Annotated in this window: 13 protein-coding genes and 1 pseudogene; 8 read left to right on the top strand and 6 right to left on the bottom strand. The window is 43.4% G+C overall.

Annotation, left to right across the window (positions count from 1 at the left end; translation table 11 throughout):
• Positions 1 to 113: 113 nt before the first annotated feature.
• The 8 genes from AC59IL_RS38320 to AC59IL_RS38285 all read left to right on the top strand — a co-directional run bounded on the left by AC59IL_RS38320 (position 114) and on the right by AC59IL_RS38285 (position 13661).
• Entirely contained in the window at positions 114 to 713 is a 600-nt protein-coding gene (locus AC59IL_RS38320; protein WP_496557548.1) for an RNA polymerase sigma factor, read from the top strand.
• Positions 714 to 798: 85 nt separating this feature from the next.
• A complete protein-coding gene (locus tag AC59IL_RS38315) occupies positions 799 to 2016 on the top strand; it encodes a FecR family protein (RefSeq protein WP_496557547.1) in 1218 nt (405 codons plus the stop codon).
• Positions 2017 to 2271: 255 nt separating this feature from the next.
• Positions 2272 to 5808, top strand: coding sequence for a SusC/RagA family TonB-linked outer membrane protein (locus AC59IL_RS38310; RefSeq protein WP_496557546.1), 3537 nt, complete (start codon positions 2272 to 2274; stop codon positions 5806 to 5808).
• Positions 5809 to 5828: 20 nt separating this feature from the next.
• A complete protein-coding gene (locus tag AC59IL_RS38305) occupies positions 5829 to 7283 on the top strand; it encodes a RagB/SusD family nutrient uptake outer membrane protein (RefSeq protein WP_496557545.1) in 1455 nt (484 codons plus the stop codon).
• A gap of 17 nt (positions 7284 to 7300) precedes the next feature.
• Positions 7301 to 8587, top strand: coding sequence for a peroxiredoxin family protein (locus AC59IL_RS38300; protein WP_496557544.1), 1287 nt, complete (start codon positions 7301 to 7303; stop codon positions 8585 to 8587).
• A 21-nt stretch (positions 8588 to 8608) separates the two neighbouring features.
• On the top strand, positions 8609 to 9529 hold the full coding sequence (locus tag AC59IL_RS38295) for a TlpA family protein disulfide reductase (protein WP_496557543.1): 921 nt from the start codon (positions 8609 to 8611) through the stop codon (positions 9527 to 9529).
• A 58-nt stretch (positions 9530 to 9587) separates the two neighbouring features.
• Positions 9588 to 10715, top strand: a complete 1128-nt coding sequence (locus AC59IL_RS38290) for a redoxin domain-containing protein (protein ID WP_496557542.1) — start codon at positions 9588 to 9590, stop codon at positions 10713 to 10715.
• A 6-nt stretch (positions 10716 to 10721) separates the two neighbouring features.
• A complete protein-coding gene (locus tag AC59IL_RS38285) occupies positions 10722 to 13661 on the top strand; it encodes a M16 family metallopeptidase (RefSeq protein ID WP_496557541.1) in 2940 nt (979 codons plus the stop codon).
• A gap of 711 nt (positions 13662 to 14372) precedes the next feature.
• Here the strand turns inward: AC59IL_RS38285 and AC59IL_RS38280 are convergent.
• The 6 genes and pseudogenes from AC59IL_RS38280 to AC59IL_RS38255 all read right to left on the bottom strand — a co-directional run bounded on the left by AC59IL_RS38280 (position 14373) and on the right by AC59IL_RS38255 (position 17933).
• Positions 14373 to 14786, bottom strand: coding sequence for an energy transducer TonB (locus AC59IL_RS38280; protein WP_496557540.1), 414 nt, complete (start codon positions 14784 to 14786; stop codon positions 14373 to 14375).
• 184 nt (positions 14787 to 14970) lie between these two features.
• A pseudogene (locus AC59IL_RS38275) lies at positions 14971 to 15060 on the bottom strand (winged helix-turn-helix transcriptional regulator); the annotation flags it as partial.
• Between the two features lie 43 nt (positions 15061 to 15103).
• Positions 15104 to 15898 (bottom strand): hypothetical protein, encoded by a 795-nt coding sequence (locus tag AC59IL_RS38270; RefSeq protein ID WP_496557539.1) that lies wholly within the window; start codon positions 15896 to 15898, stop codon positions 15104 to 15106.
• Positions 15895 to 16278 (bottom strand): GntR family transcriptional regulator, encoded by a 384-nt coding sequence (locus AC59IL_RS38265; RefSeq protein WP_496557538.1) that lies wholly within the window; start codon positions 16276 to 16278, stop codon positions 15895 to 15897. The genes AC59IL_RS38270 and AC59IL_RS38265 overlap by 4 nt, the downstream gene beginning before the upstream one ends.
• A 9-nt stretch (positions 16279 to 16287) precedes the next feature.
• Positions 16288 to 17082 (bottom strand): hypothetical protein, encoded by a 795-nt coding sequence (locus AC59IL_RS38260; RefSeq protein ID WP_496557537.1) that lies wholly within the window; start codon positions 17080 to 17082, stop codon positions 16288 to 16290.
• A 14-nt stretch (positions 17083 to 17096) separates the two neighbouring features.
• Positions 17097 to 17933, bottom strand: coding sequence for an ABC transporter ATP-binding protein (locus AC59IL_RS38255; RefSeq protein WP_496557536.1), 837 nt, complete (start codon positions 17931 to 17933; stop codon positions 17097 to 17099).
• Between the last annotated feature and the right edge of the window lie 383 nt (positions 17934 to 18316).

Here is an 18316-nt window from a genome sequence, read left to right as displayed (position 1 = left end):
ACATATACACGTACAAGACGGTATATGAACTGATCGGGCTTTTTGTATTTGCGACGTCCTAATTATGTGAATTTTTTAATAGTATTGCAGATATACCAATTCCAGTCAGTTAATTGTCAGGCATAAATCAGCATAGTGAACGCCAATTGCTCCTGCAGATCTCCACAGGAGATGAACAGGCTTTTTCCATGCTTGTGAATATGTATTCCGGCCTGCTTTTTACCTACCTGGTCAAACTAACCAAAGACCGGGATATAGCTTCCGATGTAGTGCAGGATATTTTCACCCAACTATGGCTGACCAGGGAATCTCTCAAAGGAGTGGAAAGCTTTCGTTCCTGGCTATTTGTGATCTCCAGGCATCATGCTGTGCGGATGCTGAAGAATATTGACCGTGAGAACCGGAAAAGGCAGGAATGGCACCAGCTTACCCAAACCAGTTTAGATAATCCTGAAGTCCGGGATCAGGCCTCATTAAAAGATGCCTATGATAACCTGGTGAAGAACGCTATTGACCGGCTTCCGCCCCAACAGAAGAAAGTTTGGATACTAGCCCGGTTAGAAGGGAAGAAATATGCCGAAATAGCACAGGAAATGAACATCAGCCGGGAAACAGTAAAAAAATATCTTCAGATCGCCTCTTCCTCTATCGTTGATTATATCAGGAACTATGGCCTGAACATTATAATCGCGTTCCTGATCAAGAAATTGTAATTTTTTTTCGATCGCATACCCCCTTTTTTACAGAAACGTACTCCTAAATACAGAAGCCTTAAATCCATACAAATAAATTAGTTGAATGGTGAATCACAGACTACTGCAACTGCTGGAACTGTGGGCAAATGATCAGTTCGTAGAAGCTGAAAAACAGGAGCTTATCGAAATGTTACAAGTTGCCTCTGCCGAACGGGATATCATTCCTGCCCTTGAGGAAATATGGGAAAAAATGGAAGACGAAGGGCAATTCAGCGACGAGCAACAGCAAATGATGATCAGGAATATCCTTGACCGTTATCCAAACAGGTCATTGCCTGATGAAAATGAGGTGGTTCCAACGATGGCTCCTGTTCACCGGGTTCATTTTATACGAAAATGGTGGGCGGTAGCAGCGTCCATAGCATTTATAGCAGGTATTGGCGCTTACCTCTGGTTTCAGAATAAAAAGGGCAACTCACCTGCTGAGATCGTGCGATCAACCGAAAATGTTCAGCCTGGCAAAACGGGCACTTTACTGACATTATCAGATGGATCGAAAGTGCTTTTAGATACCCTGCAAAATGGGAAGATAGCCTTGCAGGGAGGAGTAATGGCCAGCATCAGGAACGGCATATTGCAGTATGAAGGAACCGGCTCCAAAGTGCTATACAACACCATCTCTACCCCAAAGGGCCGGCAATTTCAGCTAAAGCTGTCGGATGGAACGAACATTTGGTTGAACGCAGAAAGTTCCATCCGTTATCCTATAGCATTCACCGGTAAAGAAAGATTGATTCACGTTGCAGGCGAAGTATACCTGGAGGTGGCCCATAAAGCTGATAATCCTTTCAGGGTAGACGTCAATGGAAGGACCTGGGTTGAAGTGCTCGGTACCCATTTTAATGTGAATGCTTATGAAAATGAAGGAGCTGTTCGTACAACCCTGCTGCAGGGATCGGTTAAAGTAGGAATGAACCAGGCCAATACGCAATTGTTCAAAGTGCTTTCGCCGGGGCAGCAGGCGCTGATGACGAAAGGGAATGACCCTATCAGGGTATACAACGATGTAAATGTAGCTGCTGTTGTTGCCTGGAAAGCCGGCGTATTCGATTTTGAAAATGTTCCACTGGAAGAAGCTATGCGGCAGCTTGCAAGATGGTATGATATTGAGGTGGTGTATGAACAACCGGTGCCCAGGGTTCAGCTTGGCGGTACCATTAAGAGAAGCCTGCCTTTTACCGATGTTCTTTATTTCCTCGGGAACGTTGGGCTTCGCTACAAATTGGAAGGAAACAGGAAGCTGGTCATACTCCCCGGATAACTCAAAATTTAAAACTTAAAATATCATCATGATGAAATAACCAACAGGCTGCATAAAAAAACCGAAGATGCTGAGAACATCTCCGGTGGATATTTGGCCAGCCAATAAAGCAATTATTATTTCGAGACAACTGCTTATTATCAACCAAACCAGAACCAAGTTATGGAATTTTCTGCTTTAAACCAGCCGTCGTGGCCTGGAACGGCCCGTTGTGCCTGTAGCTGCCCGACGGTTTCAACCAAAACGCTGTTAGCAATGAAACTGACAATTGTTTTATTAACTGCCTTTTTAATTCAGGTACAAGCTGCAGGACTGGCGCAATCTGTTACAGCGAATTTACAGAAGGAACCTTTGCGGAATGTTTTTAAGATCGTTGAAAAACAAACCGGCGTTACTGTTTTTTACAATGATGAGTATATAAAGAATACGAACCCTGTAACAATCGATGCGCGCCAGATGCCGCTGGCTGATTTTTTGACTGCCATTTTGAAACCGGAGAAACTCACTTTTGAAATAAAACAGGGCAATGTGGTAGTGATGCGCGAAAAAGAGGTGAAATTTTCTGGTTCTCCATCGCAAAAGATACTGGTATCAGGAAAGGTAACAGATAATAATAAGAATCCTTTAAGGGGGGCCACCATCCGGGTAAAAGGAAGCCAAAACGTGGCGATGAGTGATGAGAAAGGCCTGTTTAAGCTGGAAGCGGAAAAAGGAGAAGTGTTGGTAATAACATTTGTTGGCTTCAATGAAATGGAAGTGAAAATAACAGATGCACAAATGATAACGGTGGTGCTTACGCCTGCTGAACAGGTATTGGAACTGGCAGAGGTGGTTTCTACCGGTTACCAGAAAATTACCCGGGAGCGAAATACCGGTTCGGTGGCCAAAGTAGACATGGTTACTGTTGCCACCAGGTCAGGCAGTACCAACATCCTGCAAAGACTGGATGGGTTAGCACCCGGGTTGGTAGTGAACAACGCACCCGGCGGAGAGCCCTTGCTGATCCGGGGGTTAACTTCGCTCAATTCTACCAGGTCGCCCCTGATCGTGGTAGACGGGGTGGAATTGCCATCCGATAACACCAGCGATGATTCCCGTAACAATGTATTCAATATATCTAATCCCATTTCTAACATCAATCCGCAGGACGTTGAAGACATCACCATTCTGCGCGATGCGTCTGCCGCTTCTATCTGGGGCGCCAAAGCCGCCAACGGTGTGATCGTTATTACCACCAAAAAAGGTAAAGCAGCACAAAAACTTCGGGTTGAATACGATGGGTATTATAATTTCCAGGGCAGGCCCGACCGCGCATATGTTCCCAAATTGAACAGCCGGGAATTTATTGCCGTTGCCAAAGAGATCTTTCCGCAATATGCACCGTATAATAACTGGAGTTCGGTGCAAACGCTCGTTCCCGTTCCCCCGCATCTACAGATCCAGTATGACCAGTACCGCGGACTGATCACCCAGCAGCAGGCTGATAAAAGTTTAGACAGCCTGGCAGCTATTGATAACAGGGGGGAGATTGCTGATATTTTTTATAGAAAGGCCGCTACCACCAATCATACTGTTTCGCTTTCAGGGGGTGGGAACGTGTACAGTTTTTACGGATCGGTCAGCTATACAGGCATTCAAAGCAGCACACGCGGTGAAAAGAACAATACCTATAAATTGAACCTTCGGCAGGATTTCAATCTTAACAAGAGACTACAGCTGTCATTAATAACCGATCTTACAAATACCGTAGCAAGTGCTGCCAATCTCGGTAACGGCATTACGGCTCCCGACGTATCGTTTGTGCCCTACCAGCGTTTTCGCGATAATGCAGGAAATCCCCTGGCAGTAAACTTTCTTGGTAATTACAGCGATTCGCTCAGGCTTGACTACGCTGCCAGAAGCCGGGTTAACCTCGATTATATACCCATAGATGAAATGAACCGGGCGCACGCAAAGAACAATCTGATTGCGGGCCGGGTAGTAGGAAGCGCCCGGTTGCAAATAGGGAAAGGCCTTCGCTTTGAAGGTACGTATGGCTACCAGACGTTTTCAAGGAACAGCCGTTTGACCCAGGACCAGGAAAGTTATGTAGTAAGGGACCAGTTGGTTAAGTTTACGGAGTCTCCTGGCAGTACCAGCAATCCCAGGTATTGGTTGCCGAAAGATGGCGGCATGCTCACCGTTAACAATGCGTCACAAAAAAACTGGACGGTTCGAAACCAGCTGGTATTCGATCGGAGCTGGGATCCGCATCAGGTGACGGCACTGTTTGGTCAGGAAGCCACCAGTATTACGCCGCTTACTGATTCAGCTACCTATTACGGTTGGGATGACCAGCTGCAGGTTGGCCGGCCTGTAAATATCGATACGCTGATGAAGGGAATTACCGGCACCATACCCGGTGGAACAAGGGTATTGGCCAACAACAACGTAAGGGGCGGCGAAGGCGCTGTGGCCAGAACGACTTCCTATTATTCTACACTAGGTTATATGTATGATCGCAGGTATGCGTTGAATGCGAGCTGGAGAATTGATCAGAGTAATTTATTCGGCCTTGCAAAATCCGCACAGAACAGACCGGTGTACAGCATTGGCGGCAAATGGTTGCTGAATAACGAAGCCTTCATGAAATCGGTGGACTGGGTGAACCGGCTGAATATCCGATTCACGTACGGCATAACGGGTAATGCGCCCCGGCCGGCACAAGCCGCCTCTTTCGATATTCTGCAGGCAGCTGCAAACGTTAATTATGTGAATGGCGTGGGGTTGATCGTGGCAACACCTGGAAACGATAAGCTTACCTGGGAAGGCACGAGGATCTACAATACCGGATTGGATTTTACTTTTTTCAGATCGAGATTCGGCGGGTCGATTGATTTTTATGAGAAAAAAACTACCGACCTCATTGGCCCCCTGATGACGGCCCCCTTGACAGGGTATGCTACCGTTATTGGCAATTATGGCGATATCGAGAATAAAGGCATCGAATTCAGCCTGAACTCCATCAACATCAATAAACAAAATTTTGGCTGGATCACCGTATTGAATGTGGCGTATAACAAAAATAAAATAACCAGGATGGCTACCGCTTCTGCCATCACCACCGGTACAGGTATGATCAATTCCTCTTTCGCGGAAGGAAAACCTGCGTATGCGTTATTCGAGTTTATAAATGGCGGATTGAATGCATCCGGGGATCCCCAGATCATTCAGGCCGATGGAAAAATATTGTCTGCAAAGAACGGTTCTAAACCTGAAGATATTCATGTGGCGGGCACGTTTCAGCCGGTATGTACCGGCGGGTTGTTCAATACGGTTACTTACAAAGGTTTTCAGTTAGGCGTTAACATCAGCTTCAATTTAGGACATGTGCTTTTCCGGGATTTCAACCGGGTATGGAGTGAAGCCCTGTATCAAAATAATATTCAACCCGAATTCGCCAATCGCTGGAAGGCGCCGGGGGACGAAAACAAAACAAAAATTCCGAGGTACGCCTATAACAGCAGTATCGCGGATGCCAGAAATGACTTGTATTATCAGTACTCAAATTTGAACTCCTTTAACGCTTCTTACGCAAAGATCAGGGAGATCACGCTTTCTTACTCCCTCGCCAGGGGTTTTGTACAACGTATGGGCGCTGAGGGTTTAACGTTCCGGGCACAGGTATCGAACCTCATGCTCTGGAAGAAAAATAACCTCGGCATCGACCCTGAGTTTCAATCGCCTGATGGTTACCGGAATATCCGCACAGGGCAGGGTACCATTACCGTTGGCGCACACCTCACTCTTTAATCAAAACCAGCTTTACAATTATGAGATCAATTCATAAATTATCAATACCATTTCTTTTTATAGGGCTGCTTCTTCAAACCGCCTGTTCCAAAGACTTTTTGGAAATTGAGGCCAAGGGTTCCCGCATAGCAAAAACAACGCTCGATTATGAACAATTGATGAACGCTGTAGCGCTCCAGGTGCAGTACGCTCCCTCTTTGTACCTGGGTGATGAAATGGCCGCCCAGCAATCTTATATGGATGCCGCAGCCATCAGAACGCAACGGTTATTCAGGTATGAAGACAGGGTGTATGATGAAGATCAGCTTCCATCCGAAACCTGGCATCTCACCAGCATCTATACCTTCAATAAGGTCATCAACGAAGTGATGCAGTCGCAGGGAGGTACGGATCAGCAAAAAAAGGCGATCCTGGCGCAGGCTAAAGTAGGCAGGGCGCTTTGCCATCTTTATTTTCTCAATGATTATTCGCTGCCTTATAAGGCGGCTACCGCAGCTACCGACCTGGGTGTGCCACTGCTTACCAAAGCAGATGTAACCCAGTCTTCATTTGTACGGGCTTCCGTGCAGGAAAGCTACGATTTCATCCTAAAAGACCTTACAGATGCCTTGCCTGATCTGGAGCCGTTGACCCACCGGCGAAAATTTTCGCGAGCGGCGGCCGAATTCCTGCTGGGCCGGGTGTATTTATATATGGCAAAGTTCAGTGAAGCCAGAACCCACGTGGATGCGGCGTTTACCGAACTGCGCAAGGCTACCATCCCGCTGGAGTTGTACGATTACAACATCGTGTTGGACGAAAACAACCCCGACTCCTGGTTCCCCGACTTCGGTTTCGGGTTGTCGAATTTTCCTTTGGCCGCCAATAATACAGAGGTGATGTACAATCTCACTATGAGCAATTTTCAATTGCAGCAGGCCAATACCTACGTGTTCTCGCCCGAAACAGCGGCCTTGTACGATCCCATGGATTACAGGTTGAGGTTGTTCTCCGAAACAGAAATGTTCGATCCGGGTGTAATATTTCCCGGTGGAATGCGGCGTTACTCCGCTGCGTTATTTAGCGGATTGCAGGTAGGCCCTTCGTTACCCGATCTTTACCTGATGCGGGCCGAGTTAAAAGCAAGGGCAGGTGACCTTACGGGTGCAAAGAGCGACCTGGAAGTGTTGCGCGCCAAAAGGATGCCTGCTAATATTGCAGCTGTACCAGTGAACATAGCAGGTAATAAAGAAGCGCTGGTTCGTTTCATTCTCGATGAACGTATTCGTGAATTCGCCACCTCGGGCATGCGCTGGATGGATATGCGCCGGCTCTCTGTAGACCCGGTGTACAGCAATACGGTTAAATACACCCACAAATTGTATGACGATGCAGGCAACGTAGTGGCCACCTATACGCTGAAGCCTGAACGATTTGCCTTGAAGTTCGGCGAACGCATGTTGGCCCAAAACAAGGGGTTGGTTGAAAATAAATAAATCCAAAATTTATAAAGATGAAAAAGTTACTCTTGCTATTATTAATCTCGAGCCCTGTTTTTGCACAGCAGGTAAAAACCACAAAATATAATTTTGAGGAGTTTGCTTTGATGGTGCATGTGGAAGACCAGGAGAAGCAATACGAAGAAATGCTGAAGGACGCGCCCATTGATCCTGCCAAACCATCCATGTATGAGGAATACCGGGCGCAATTGGCGCTGGGGTGGCTTTCACAGGGAAACTATGAACGGTATTGGTATTATAAGAACACCAAACCGAAATTCAATGTATTGCAGCTCATGTATCTTACCTATGCCATGGAATACCTGCTGGATGCCAATAAGAACCCGGCCGAATTGGAGAAAGTGTCGGGAGGAATATTGAAAGACATAGCAGACGGAACAATCAGTGATCCCATCGGCAGAGCGCAGCCTATCATGGAAGTAAATGCCGCGGTGAATGCCCAATTGGGAAATATAGCCATCGCCGAAAAAATGCTGACCGGTTCTTCGGAGGTGAAAGATGGGATGCGCAATATGAAATATTTCAGGGATGCCAGAGCTAATTACCTGAACCGGTATGCCATCGTGTTATCAGCAGCGGGGAAAGACCAGGTGGCATTCGATACCTTAAGCAAAGCTTTCCGCGAGGCGGATTCAAAACCCGTTATGGTGAATACCTTCAGACAGGTGTACACCAAAGTGAAAGGTTCCGACAAAGGATTTGAAAAATACCTCAAAGAACTACAGCAGGAAGCCTACCAGGAATGTTATAAAGAAGTAGCGAAATTATACATCGCTTCTCCCCAAACAACCTTAGATGGATTTTTTCCCAATCAACGTAAAGACGCGAAACCCATGAAGCTCTTCCAGGCCAAACAGCCTGTAAAAGATATTTCGATGGTGGATTTGAATGGCAGGTCCGTTAAGCTGGGTGACTATAAAGGGAAGGTGTTGGCGCTGGATTTCTGGACTACGATGTGCACGCCCTGTGTGGCCGCATTCAGTGGCTTTGAGCGGGTGGTGGCTGATTACAAAAAAGAGGCTTTTCAAATGTTCGTAGTGAACCTGTTCGAAGATCAGGCCACCGTAAAATCATTTGTGGCAAAGAAAGGAATTACGCTTGATATTTTACAGGATGAGGATAACAAAGCATATGATGTTCAGGGAACACCTACCAAAATCGTGTTTGATCCTTTGGGTAATATAAGATTTTACAGCTCCGGCTATGCCGGTTCCACCGACCGGGAATATTACAAGCTGAAGTCAATGGTAGAGATCACCAAAGCAAGGTATAAAGGGTAATAAGTAACTCAATGCATACATATGAGATCGATGTTTTTTTTGTGGTTAGCGAGCCTGGCAGTTTTTCATGGCCAGGCTCAGGACAACCACCCGGTTTCCTGGAAATTTAATAGTGATTCTATTGCACCGCGCACTTTTATAATAGATTTCACGGCATCGATCGATGAACCGTTTCACATCTATCCGCAGACTTTTGCAGGCGGGTTAGGAATGCCTACCACGATTACGTTTGAGAAAGATCCCAATGTGGAACTGATCGGGAAGCTGGAGGAAAAAGGGGTTGAACCGTCAAATAGCGGAAGGGTGGTGTATTATGCAAGAGGGGTTACTTTTTCGCAAACCATTCAGTTGAAAGCCGACCAGAAAACGACGTTGCGTTTCCGGATCAAATACATGGCATGCAACGATGAAATGTGTTTGCCGCCTTCCTCCAAAGAGTATACGCTGGTGGTAAACGATAAAGAGGGCGCATCCCCAGGTGCCGGGGAAGAAAAGATTGCGGCGGCTCCTGATAAACCAGCCGTGATCCTGCAATATGAAGATTTTATCATGGCGAATACGGAAGGGAAAAAAGTGGCTACCAAAACCATCACGGCCGCCAGCAAATATACCTTCATCGATTTCTGGGCAAGCTGGTGTGCGCCTTGCCGTTCACAGGCCAGGGCGTTGTTGCCATTGTACAAAAAATACAAACCGAAGGGGTTGAGCGTAATAGGCGTTTCGCTGGATACGGATGCAGCCCGATGGAAAAATGCCATCAGGGATGATGGCTACCCCTGGACCAATCTCAGTGACCTGAAAGGTTTCGATTCACCCATCAGCAAAAAATATGGCATTAAAGCTATTCCACAAAATCTACTGATCGATAGTAAGGGAAATATAATTGTAATGAACCTGCATGGAAAAGCGCTCGAAGCCAGGCTGGAGGAATTATTTAAATAGATTCGGATACTTCCTGATCGCAACGCCTATTTTCAAAACTATCGACATATAAAAGCAAATGAAAAAATTAATTACAGGACTGGCAATGATACAAATGACTGCTTTTGGCCAGAGCAGTAAGGGATTTATAATTGATGGCAGATATGGCACTTTTAATAAACCAGCGAAGGCATACCTGGAGTATAGCATGGGTGATGCCACTATTATAGATTCGGTTGAGTTGAAAAATGGTTTTTTTAAATTCACCGGGAAGGCAACCAATACGCCGGTAGAGGCCACACTGATCTTTGATACCAACGGCGTGGGGAGAACCAATAGTATGGAACAACGACCGGTTTATATAGAGCCTGGTATTATTAAGTTCGCGGCGAAAGGAGCCACAGTTATAGGTTCACAGGTAACCGGAACTCCTTATAATAATGATGATAACGATTTGAACAACCTTATCGATGCCGCTTGCTCAAATATGACGGCCGAAGACAAAATGTTTATGGAAGGGAAAATATCACCACAGAACACGCCGGATTATGAGACCATGCTGGAGGGTTTTCGGAAAAGGTTTAGTGATGTGACATTGGATGCGTACGTCAGGTTTATAAAAACGCACCCTTCCTCCATGCTGGGTTTGCAATTGTTTCCCAAGATCGCTTATGAACAGCCTTATAGTATGGTTAAACCTTTATTTGACGGATTGTCACCGGCAGTTAAAAACTGTAAGGACGGTAAAAAATTGGCCGGTAACCTGGAAAAGATGAGAGCGACAGCAATAGGGCAACCAGCGCCTGACTTTGAAATACCCGATACGGAAGGTAAGCTGGTTAAACTCTCATCATTTCGTGGCAGGTATGTACTGCTCGACTTCTGGGCTTCCTGGTGTGGGCCGTGCCGTGCTGAAAACCCCAACCTCATTAAAATCTATAACAAATTCAAAGACCAGCATTTTACGATCATTGGTGTTTCACTCGATAAGTCTGACAGTAAAGCATTGTGGTTGGCCGCTATTAAAAATGACGGGCTTCCATGGTTACAGCTTTCTGACGGGAAGTTTTGGGATAGCCCGGCGGCGAAATTATACGGAGTGCAGGCAATTCCTCAGAATTTTTTAATTGATCCCAATGGCGTTATTGTTGGGAAGACCCTGATGGGAAAAATGTTAGAAGCCAAACTGGCTGAAATTTTTAAATAAGCTATAATGATAAGAGTAATATACTGTTCGGTTTTATTATCGATCGTTTTTTCTATTGCAACATATGCCCAGAAAAGTTATGACTGGAAGCAGGGAGCTTCTGGCGGGTACAATTATAAGTATGTGACCAACGACCCAACTGGAACCCGTTTTTATACTTTGAAGAATGGCCTCACGGTCATTCTTTCCAAAAACACAAAAGAACCCCGCATAGCAGTCAGGATCGCTGTAAGAACAGGCAGCAACAATGATCCCAAAGACCATACTGGTCTTGCCCACTACCTGGAGCATTTATTATTTAAGGGTACCGACAAATACGGTTCACTGGACTGGGAAAAGGAGCAACCATTGCTGTGGAATATTGAGAATTTATATGAACAATATAATTCAACAAAAGACAATGCGAAACGCAGGGAAGTTTATAAGGAGATAGATAAAGTTTCCGGTGAAGCGGCAAAGTTTGCTATTGCCGGCGAGTATTCCAAAATGATGACGGCCCTGGGCGCCCAGGGAACCAACGCCTATACTTCCGTTGAACAAACAGTGTATGAAGAAGATATTCCGGCCAATGCCATTGATAAGTTTCTGGCCATACAGGCTGAACGTTTTCGGAATCCCGTTTTAAGAATATTTCATACCGAGCTGGAAGCCGTATATGAAGAAAAGAACAGGGCGCTGGACAATGACAATAACAAAATGCAGGAAGCCATGTTCTCGACTGTGTTTCCCACGCATAATTACGGACTTCAAACCACTATTGGCACCATTGAACATTTGAAGAACCCATCAATAAAGGCTATTAAAGAATATTATCAGAAGTATTATGTGCCCAATAATATGGCTATTATCATGGCGGGTGATTTTAATGCTGATGAATTGATCACAAAAATAGACCGCCAATTTGCTTATATGCAGCCTGCACCGCTGCAGGCATACCAGGGAACTAAAGAGAAGGATATTGAAGGGCCCATCGTTAAAGAAGTGTTTGGCCCAACGGCAGAAAGTATACGCATGCTGTATCGCTCGGCGCCGGCAGGTACAAGGGATGCCTTATTGGCGAACCTGGCATCCGCAGTACTTTACAATGGGAAAGCAGGCCTGATCGATCTGAACCTGAATAAACAACAAAAAGTGTTAGGCGCAGGCGCTGTACTGTGGCAGTTCAATGATTATGGCGTATTCTTTCTGGTTGCTTCATCAGGGCAGGGGCAAAGTCTTGATGACGCAAAGGAATTGATAAATGCGCAATTGAAAGACCTGAAAAGCGGGCATTTTGATGAATCGTTGATCAGGGCAGTTGTGGCCAATAATAAATTAGACAAGTTGCAATCCCTGAAGAATAACGCGAACCGTGTCGAAAACCTGGTGGATGAGTTCATTAAATTTAAAGGATTGGAATGGAACAAAGACATAGCCATGACAGAAGAAATGGGTAAGGTGACGAAAAAAGAACTCGTTGCGTTTGCCAACCGGTTCTTTACCGACAGGAATTATGTGATACTTTATAAAAGAAAAGGCGAGGATAAAAACACGGTGAAGGTAGATAAACCTCCTATTACGCCTGTAGTGACCAATGAAGACAAAACATCCTCCTTTGTTCATTCCATTCTTGAAACACCATTTCCCGCTATCAGGCCGGTTTGGGTTGAATATAATAAAGACCTTCAAAAAACCAACCTGTCAAACGCCGAGGTACTGTACGTTCAAAACAGGGAAAATGAGCTGTTTGAGCTATCATACCGGTTCGATATGGGAAACAGGAACAATAAATTATTACCTGTAGCTGCGCAGTATTTAGAATATTTAGGCACCGACAAGTGGTCTTCTGAGGAGATCAGCAAGCAGTTTTACAATCTCGCCTGCAGTTTCAACATTTACACAGGAGGCGAGCAAACAACTATTTCTATAACAGGTTTGAATGAGAATTTTGATAAAGCAGTAAGCCTTTTTGAAGAGTTGCTGAAAAATTGCAAACCAGACCTGAAGGCATTACAGGGCCTGCAAAATACTTTATTCAAAGCCCGGTCAAACAGTCTGTTGAACAAAGGTGCGATCGCAAGGGCTTTGCAATCCTATGCTATGTATGGTCCGAACAACCCCTTTAATTATACCCTGTCAAATAATGAGCTTAAAGCATTACAACCGGAAGACCTGACCAATGTATTGCATGCCTTATTCAATTATCAGCATAGAGTCTGTTATTACGGCCCACAGCCGGTTGCCGGTTTAATCAAAAAAGTTCAGGAGCTGCATAATCTGCCATCTCCCTGGCTACCTTCTCCCGAGGCTGCAAAATTTGAACGTGTACCGCAGGAAAGCAATAAAGTGTTATTCACAAATTATGATGCGGTACAGGCAGAGATCTTTTGGGTGAAAAATTTGTCGGCATATGACTCCCGGCAGGAAGCATTGATAAATTTATTCAACAGTTATTTTGGAGGAGACATGGGATCTGTTGTTTTTTCTACCATCAGAGAATCAAAAGCTTTGGCATATGCCACCTATGCACAGATCAGTATACCGGAAAAGAAAAATGATAACTTTTCAATGGTTGCATATGTGGGATGTCAGGCCGATAAAATGAACGATGCCATTGCAGGCATGAATGAGCTTTTAAACGAACTGCCAAAAACGGAAGGGAGCTTTAAAAACGCCCAATCAGGGTTGATGAAAAACATAGAGACGGAAAGGATCACAGAAGATGCGATCATTACAGATTATCTTACAGCACAACAAAAAGGGATAGATCATGATCTTCGCCAGGATAATTATGCTCAATACGGCGACCTGACTTTAGACGACGTTTATAAATTTCATAAAGAAACACTGGCAGGGCAGCACTATACTTATTGTGTAATTGCATCCGACAAGCGGATCAATCCCGACGAGTTAAAGAAATATGGAGCGTTACAGACCTTGTCGGTAAGCGAGCTGTTTGGATTTTAATATTTTTCAAAACTGTGCAAGCGCTATAACATGAGCTCATCTTGTGGGTTGTTTCGGTAAAAAAGCACCTGTTTTGAGAGATAATAAAATCCTATGGTTAAATATGACCGATAGGAATGATGGTCAGTTGCCAGCTACCGGTTTTCGAATCGAAAGGCCCATGTCCAGCGTATTTTTGTTCGAACCCAATCCTCATCACCGACATATATTCCTTTTTCACGTTGAAATTTAAACCTTAGCTAAGTATCTATTGTAAAAGTTTACAATATCATCCAGGGCTTCAACAAACAGGTTCGAAAGTTGTAACCTACAGCCCGGGTATGGTTATTCTGTTCCGCTATCAAAAATGGGAAGTGGGGTCAAAACAATAATTCTTGTTCTCCTAAATACAATTGTGCTCCCGGTGATGGAATCAAACGATAAAGCAAAATACGTTTTTGAATTTGAGGAATTGGAAAACAATTAACATCCTTCTATGCAACGGCGGTTATTTAAATTCAAATCAGTTAGACGTTCCTTATAAAAATAATCAGTAGTATAAAGCTGAATACTGTAGCCCAAAGAATGGCTTATATAAATTTCAGCTTTGGGCTATATTACCAGAGTTCCTTTTGTCTTACAGAGGCAGTCCAAATTTTATCGAACGGTTAAATTATGCCACCACCAAAAAAGCCCCATCCGCCCCAACCCAAAAACACTTTTCGACCTTCATCAATGCTTGTAAGGCCGCACTATATATCCTTTACCAGTACCCCACTTACCAGATTTTTTAATTGCACGCACAACTTCTTCACGTATTCCGATTCCATATCCTGGATATCCTGGATCATTTTTACATTCTACATCGGATATATTACCTTCTTTGTCTATAATAAAAATGACTGAAACGATATATTTTCCCTTTTTGGCGCGTTTGGCGCGTTTATTAACCGAAAGTGACTGGTTAAGGCCTTTCTCAATAGATGGCACCCAGGAAGAATCTGCACGGGGATTAACCCACTGAATCACTTTAGTAGTAAAGATCTTATGCTTTTCTTTTGTAATTTCTATAACTATCTGGCCTCCCTGACCATAACTTTTTGCAACACAAACAAAACAAAGTAGTATTAATTGAAAACTTTTCATTGTCAAATGTTTTAACAAGGGATGCGTATTTTTAATAGAAATATTGAAGCTTATGTCAGGTGAGTACCACTCAAATATAGGCGAAAGTTTTGGCTTCCTATAGCGCTGTTTACCGTGGTTTGACGGAGTAATTCAACATTTGCAGTAAGGAGCAGTAATTAAATTCTCCGTCTCCGGTATTCCCCTAACCCCTACGGGTTGTAATTGAGGGAACATTTCTTTGAATCTCTCTAAAACGATTGTTTCCCTGATACATTGCTATCAATATCGGAAGGTTCCACTTGCCGCGTCAATACTTTATCATTCAGAAAAGCTGCTTAAAAGCCCGTATGCTTTTCCACCAGATTTTTCTTCATGGTAGCGCCGGAAAGAATAATGGCAGATGAATCAGATACATCTGCATTAATTGTATCAATAGATGCATGACCTACATCTACCAAAGACGTTCCTTTTATGACAGTCTTAAGTGTTTTTATATGAAAGGCATCCCAGCCTTTCACATCGGGAGCTGCTTCACCCTCGTTTAGTTTTAATGCTGTTGAACCCGATTTTTTTAGTGTGGGTGAAATTTCAAAAACGATTTCGGTTGTATCGGCCGCTTTGATCGAAACTTTGTTAAGATCATAGATCAGGCTTTCAACTTCAAAATTTGAGTTGCCTGAAATATTAACGGTTAGATCCTTTTGCTTTAGCTTTAATAATTTCAGGTTGGTATTTGTGCCGGTTACGGATTTTAACCCGGGAGAAAAAATTCGAACTATGTTACTGTGCCTGAGCTGCATCTTCTCATATATATCCTTGTATTCAGCAGGAAAATTCAGGTATAGCGTATCATTTCGCACAATCGTGGTTATTCTTTTATCCTTATATCCGTTCCATCGTTTAAACACACGCACCGATGGCTTGGCAGCCGGCTCGTAAACAACATTTGAAATGTTTCCTCCATTAATTACCAAGTGGCTGAATGCCCTGTCTTCAATAGTGCCATAAATAAAATACAATTCGCCCTTATCATTTTTATTGTACTGCTTTTTAAACATCGTCGCAGAAAATACGATGCCGCCCGAAAGCAACAATAATAAACCAATGATTATCTTCTGAGTTAGTTTCATTTCTTTTTATTTGGAAAGTTATTTTTTACAAATTGTTCATATAATTCATTTACCTTTTTCATATCAATCTTTAGCAAATACAGGTTTCGTAACATTTCAGGTAACTCGTTTTCCATAAATTGCTCCCGGCGAAAAGAAAGGATATTTTCTTCGGCCTCAGGGTCAACAAAAAAGCCGATGCCCCGTTTATTGACGATAATATTTTTTTGTTGCAAAAAATCATAAGCCCGTTGCACGGTATTGGGACTGATTTCAATTAATTCGCCCAAATCACGAATGCTCATTATTTTTTCTTCAGTCTTCCATTTCTTTAAAAGGATCTGCTCACAGACATACAGGGCAATCTGGATATATATAGCTGGATTGTCTTTAAAAACCATTCGAATATTTTAAAATTCTTTCTCTTTTAATCTGAGTAAAGAAAGGCTCCAAAGTATAGCAGGAAGCACAAACCTGAAAATAAATTTTATTTTATCTGCAGTTTCGGGCGAAAGCTCAATGGGCGCCCGGTCTTTTCCTACCCATATCCACACAACGCTGAAAGGAAAAGCTGTTTGAGTATTTTTAATTAACTGGCTTACCACTAACAGATTCAATAAAAAAGACCCTAATATAACTGCACAGATTACCAAGGCAGTTTTTACAAAGGCCGCCTTATTAAAAAACAGGGCACCCAGCATCATGATACCGGTGAAATTAAAAAACATCAAATAATTACCCCAGGCAGTAAATTCTGTAAAGGAAAACAAATGCACCGCTTCATATTGTTCTTTATAAAAAGGAGCCTGATGATCAAGGCTATGATGCAATTGTGATACAAAAGCAAGATCGAGCAACCGGAAAAAAGCTAAAAAAAGAAGAAAATAAAGCACGCCTACAATCAAAATGCCCGACAACCACTTTTCCAGCAAAGAAGCCGGTAGTGTTAGAAAAGATGCGCCCATTGCATTATTGTTGAAATAACTGAAAACAACAGAAGCCATAAGTGATCCGCCAAGGGGGAGCCCTACCGCGAACGCCCCATTTTGCGCCACCTCTATTCCCTGCAGCAGTCGCGTCATAGCATACATTATAAAAGTAACGGTAAAGCACAGCAATATGGTACCCAACACCTGCGTAGTTCTTTCCTGAAAGATCTTTCGCATAAGCCAGCCAAAACGGCGTAAACTAAATACATCGCTCATGATACAGAAATAAGTTAGTTGTTAAAAATAGCTTTCACTACAGCAGGATTTTCCGTCGCTGCATTAAAGAGTTGTTCAAGATTGATCTTCGCTTCTACCCCGTCGATATTTTTTGTTATAACAGCGCGGCCCTGCAAGGCTTCCTCTTCGTAAAGAACCGGTTGATCTTTATAATCATCTGGCACTATTTTAAGCGATAGTTTTTTGCCTATAGCTTCAACAGGTGCATTTAACAACAACTCGCCATTGTCTATAATAATTACCTGGTCTATAAGATTTTCAAGATCACGGGTTTGATGAGTAGATATAAAGATGATCCGATCTTCATGCATTGCAGAAGAGATCAGCTTGCGGAATTTTTTCTTGGAAGGAATATCAAGCCCATTGGTTGGCTCATCCATGATCAATACACTGGTATTGCAGGCCAGCGCAAACGCAATAATGAATTTTTTTTGCTGCCCAAAGGATAGTTTGTTCAGCCTTTCATCTGTATGTATGTCCAGCTTATCCAGGTAAGCAACCAGCATGGCACGATCAAAAGAAGGATAAAACGGAGCAAAAAGACTCACATATCTGTCAATTGTCAATGCCGGTACATACACTTCCTCCGGAATAAAATAAATGGTTCTTAAAAAAGAAGGCTTGCGATGAGATGGATTGAAACCATTTATGGAAATAGAGCCTGAAGACGGATAAAGCAGGCCTATCAGGCTTTTTAGCAATGTTGACTTGCCGGCCCCATTCTTCCCCAGCAGGCCATAGATATTCCCCGTTTGCAGGGAAAGTTGCAGATCACGATATAATAGCTTATTTGTTTTGTAACCAAAACTGAATTTATCAAAGCGTATCATAGTGTATTAGATATGTTGTACACCAAAAATACACTCTTTTCATTTCCCTCCAAATTTTAATTTCAGTACCGAGCCTGGCAGCTCACCCAATGCTTTTAAATCCTGTACTAATAGGTTTGAAATTTCCTATGTAAAGGTTTTGGCTGCACCAAAGCAGAAAATTTATTTTCAGGCTGATATGTGTTATTAGATGACTCGATAGCTTAATATTTTTATCACAGATGGGTCATACTCCTATGTAAAGGTTTTGGCTGCACCAAAGCAGAAAATTTATTTTCAGGCTGATATGTGTTATTAGATGACTCGATAGCTTAATATTTTTATCACAGATGGGTCATACTCCTATCTAAAGGTTTTGGCTGCACCAAAGCAGAAAATTTATT

It is taken from the genome of Niastella sp. sgz303648, assembly GCF_059587045.1.
Note: the sequence above shows the minus strand (reverse complement) of the source record. Positions and strands in the feature narration are given on the sequence as shown.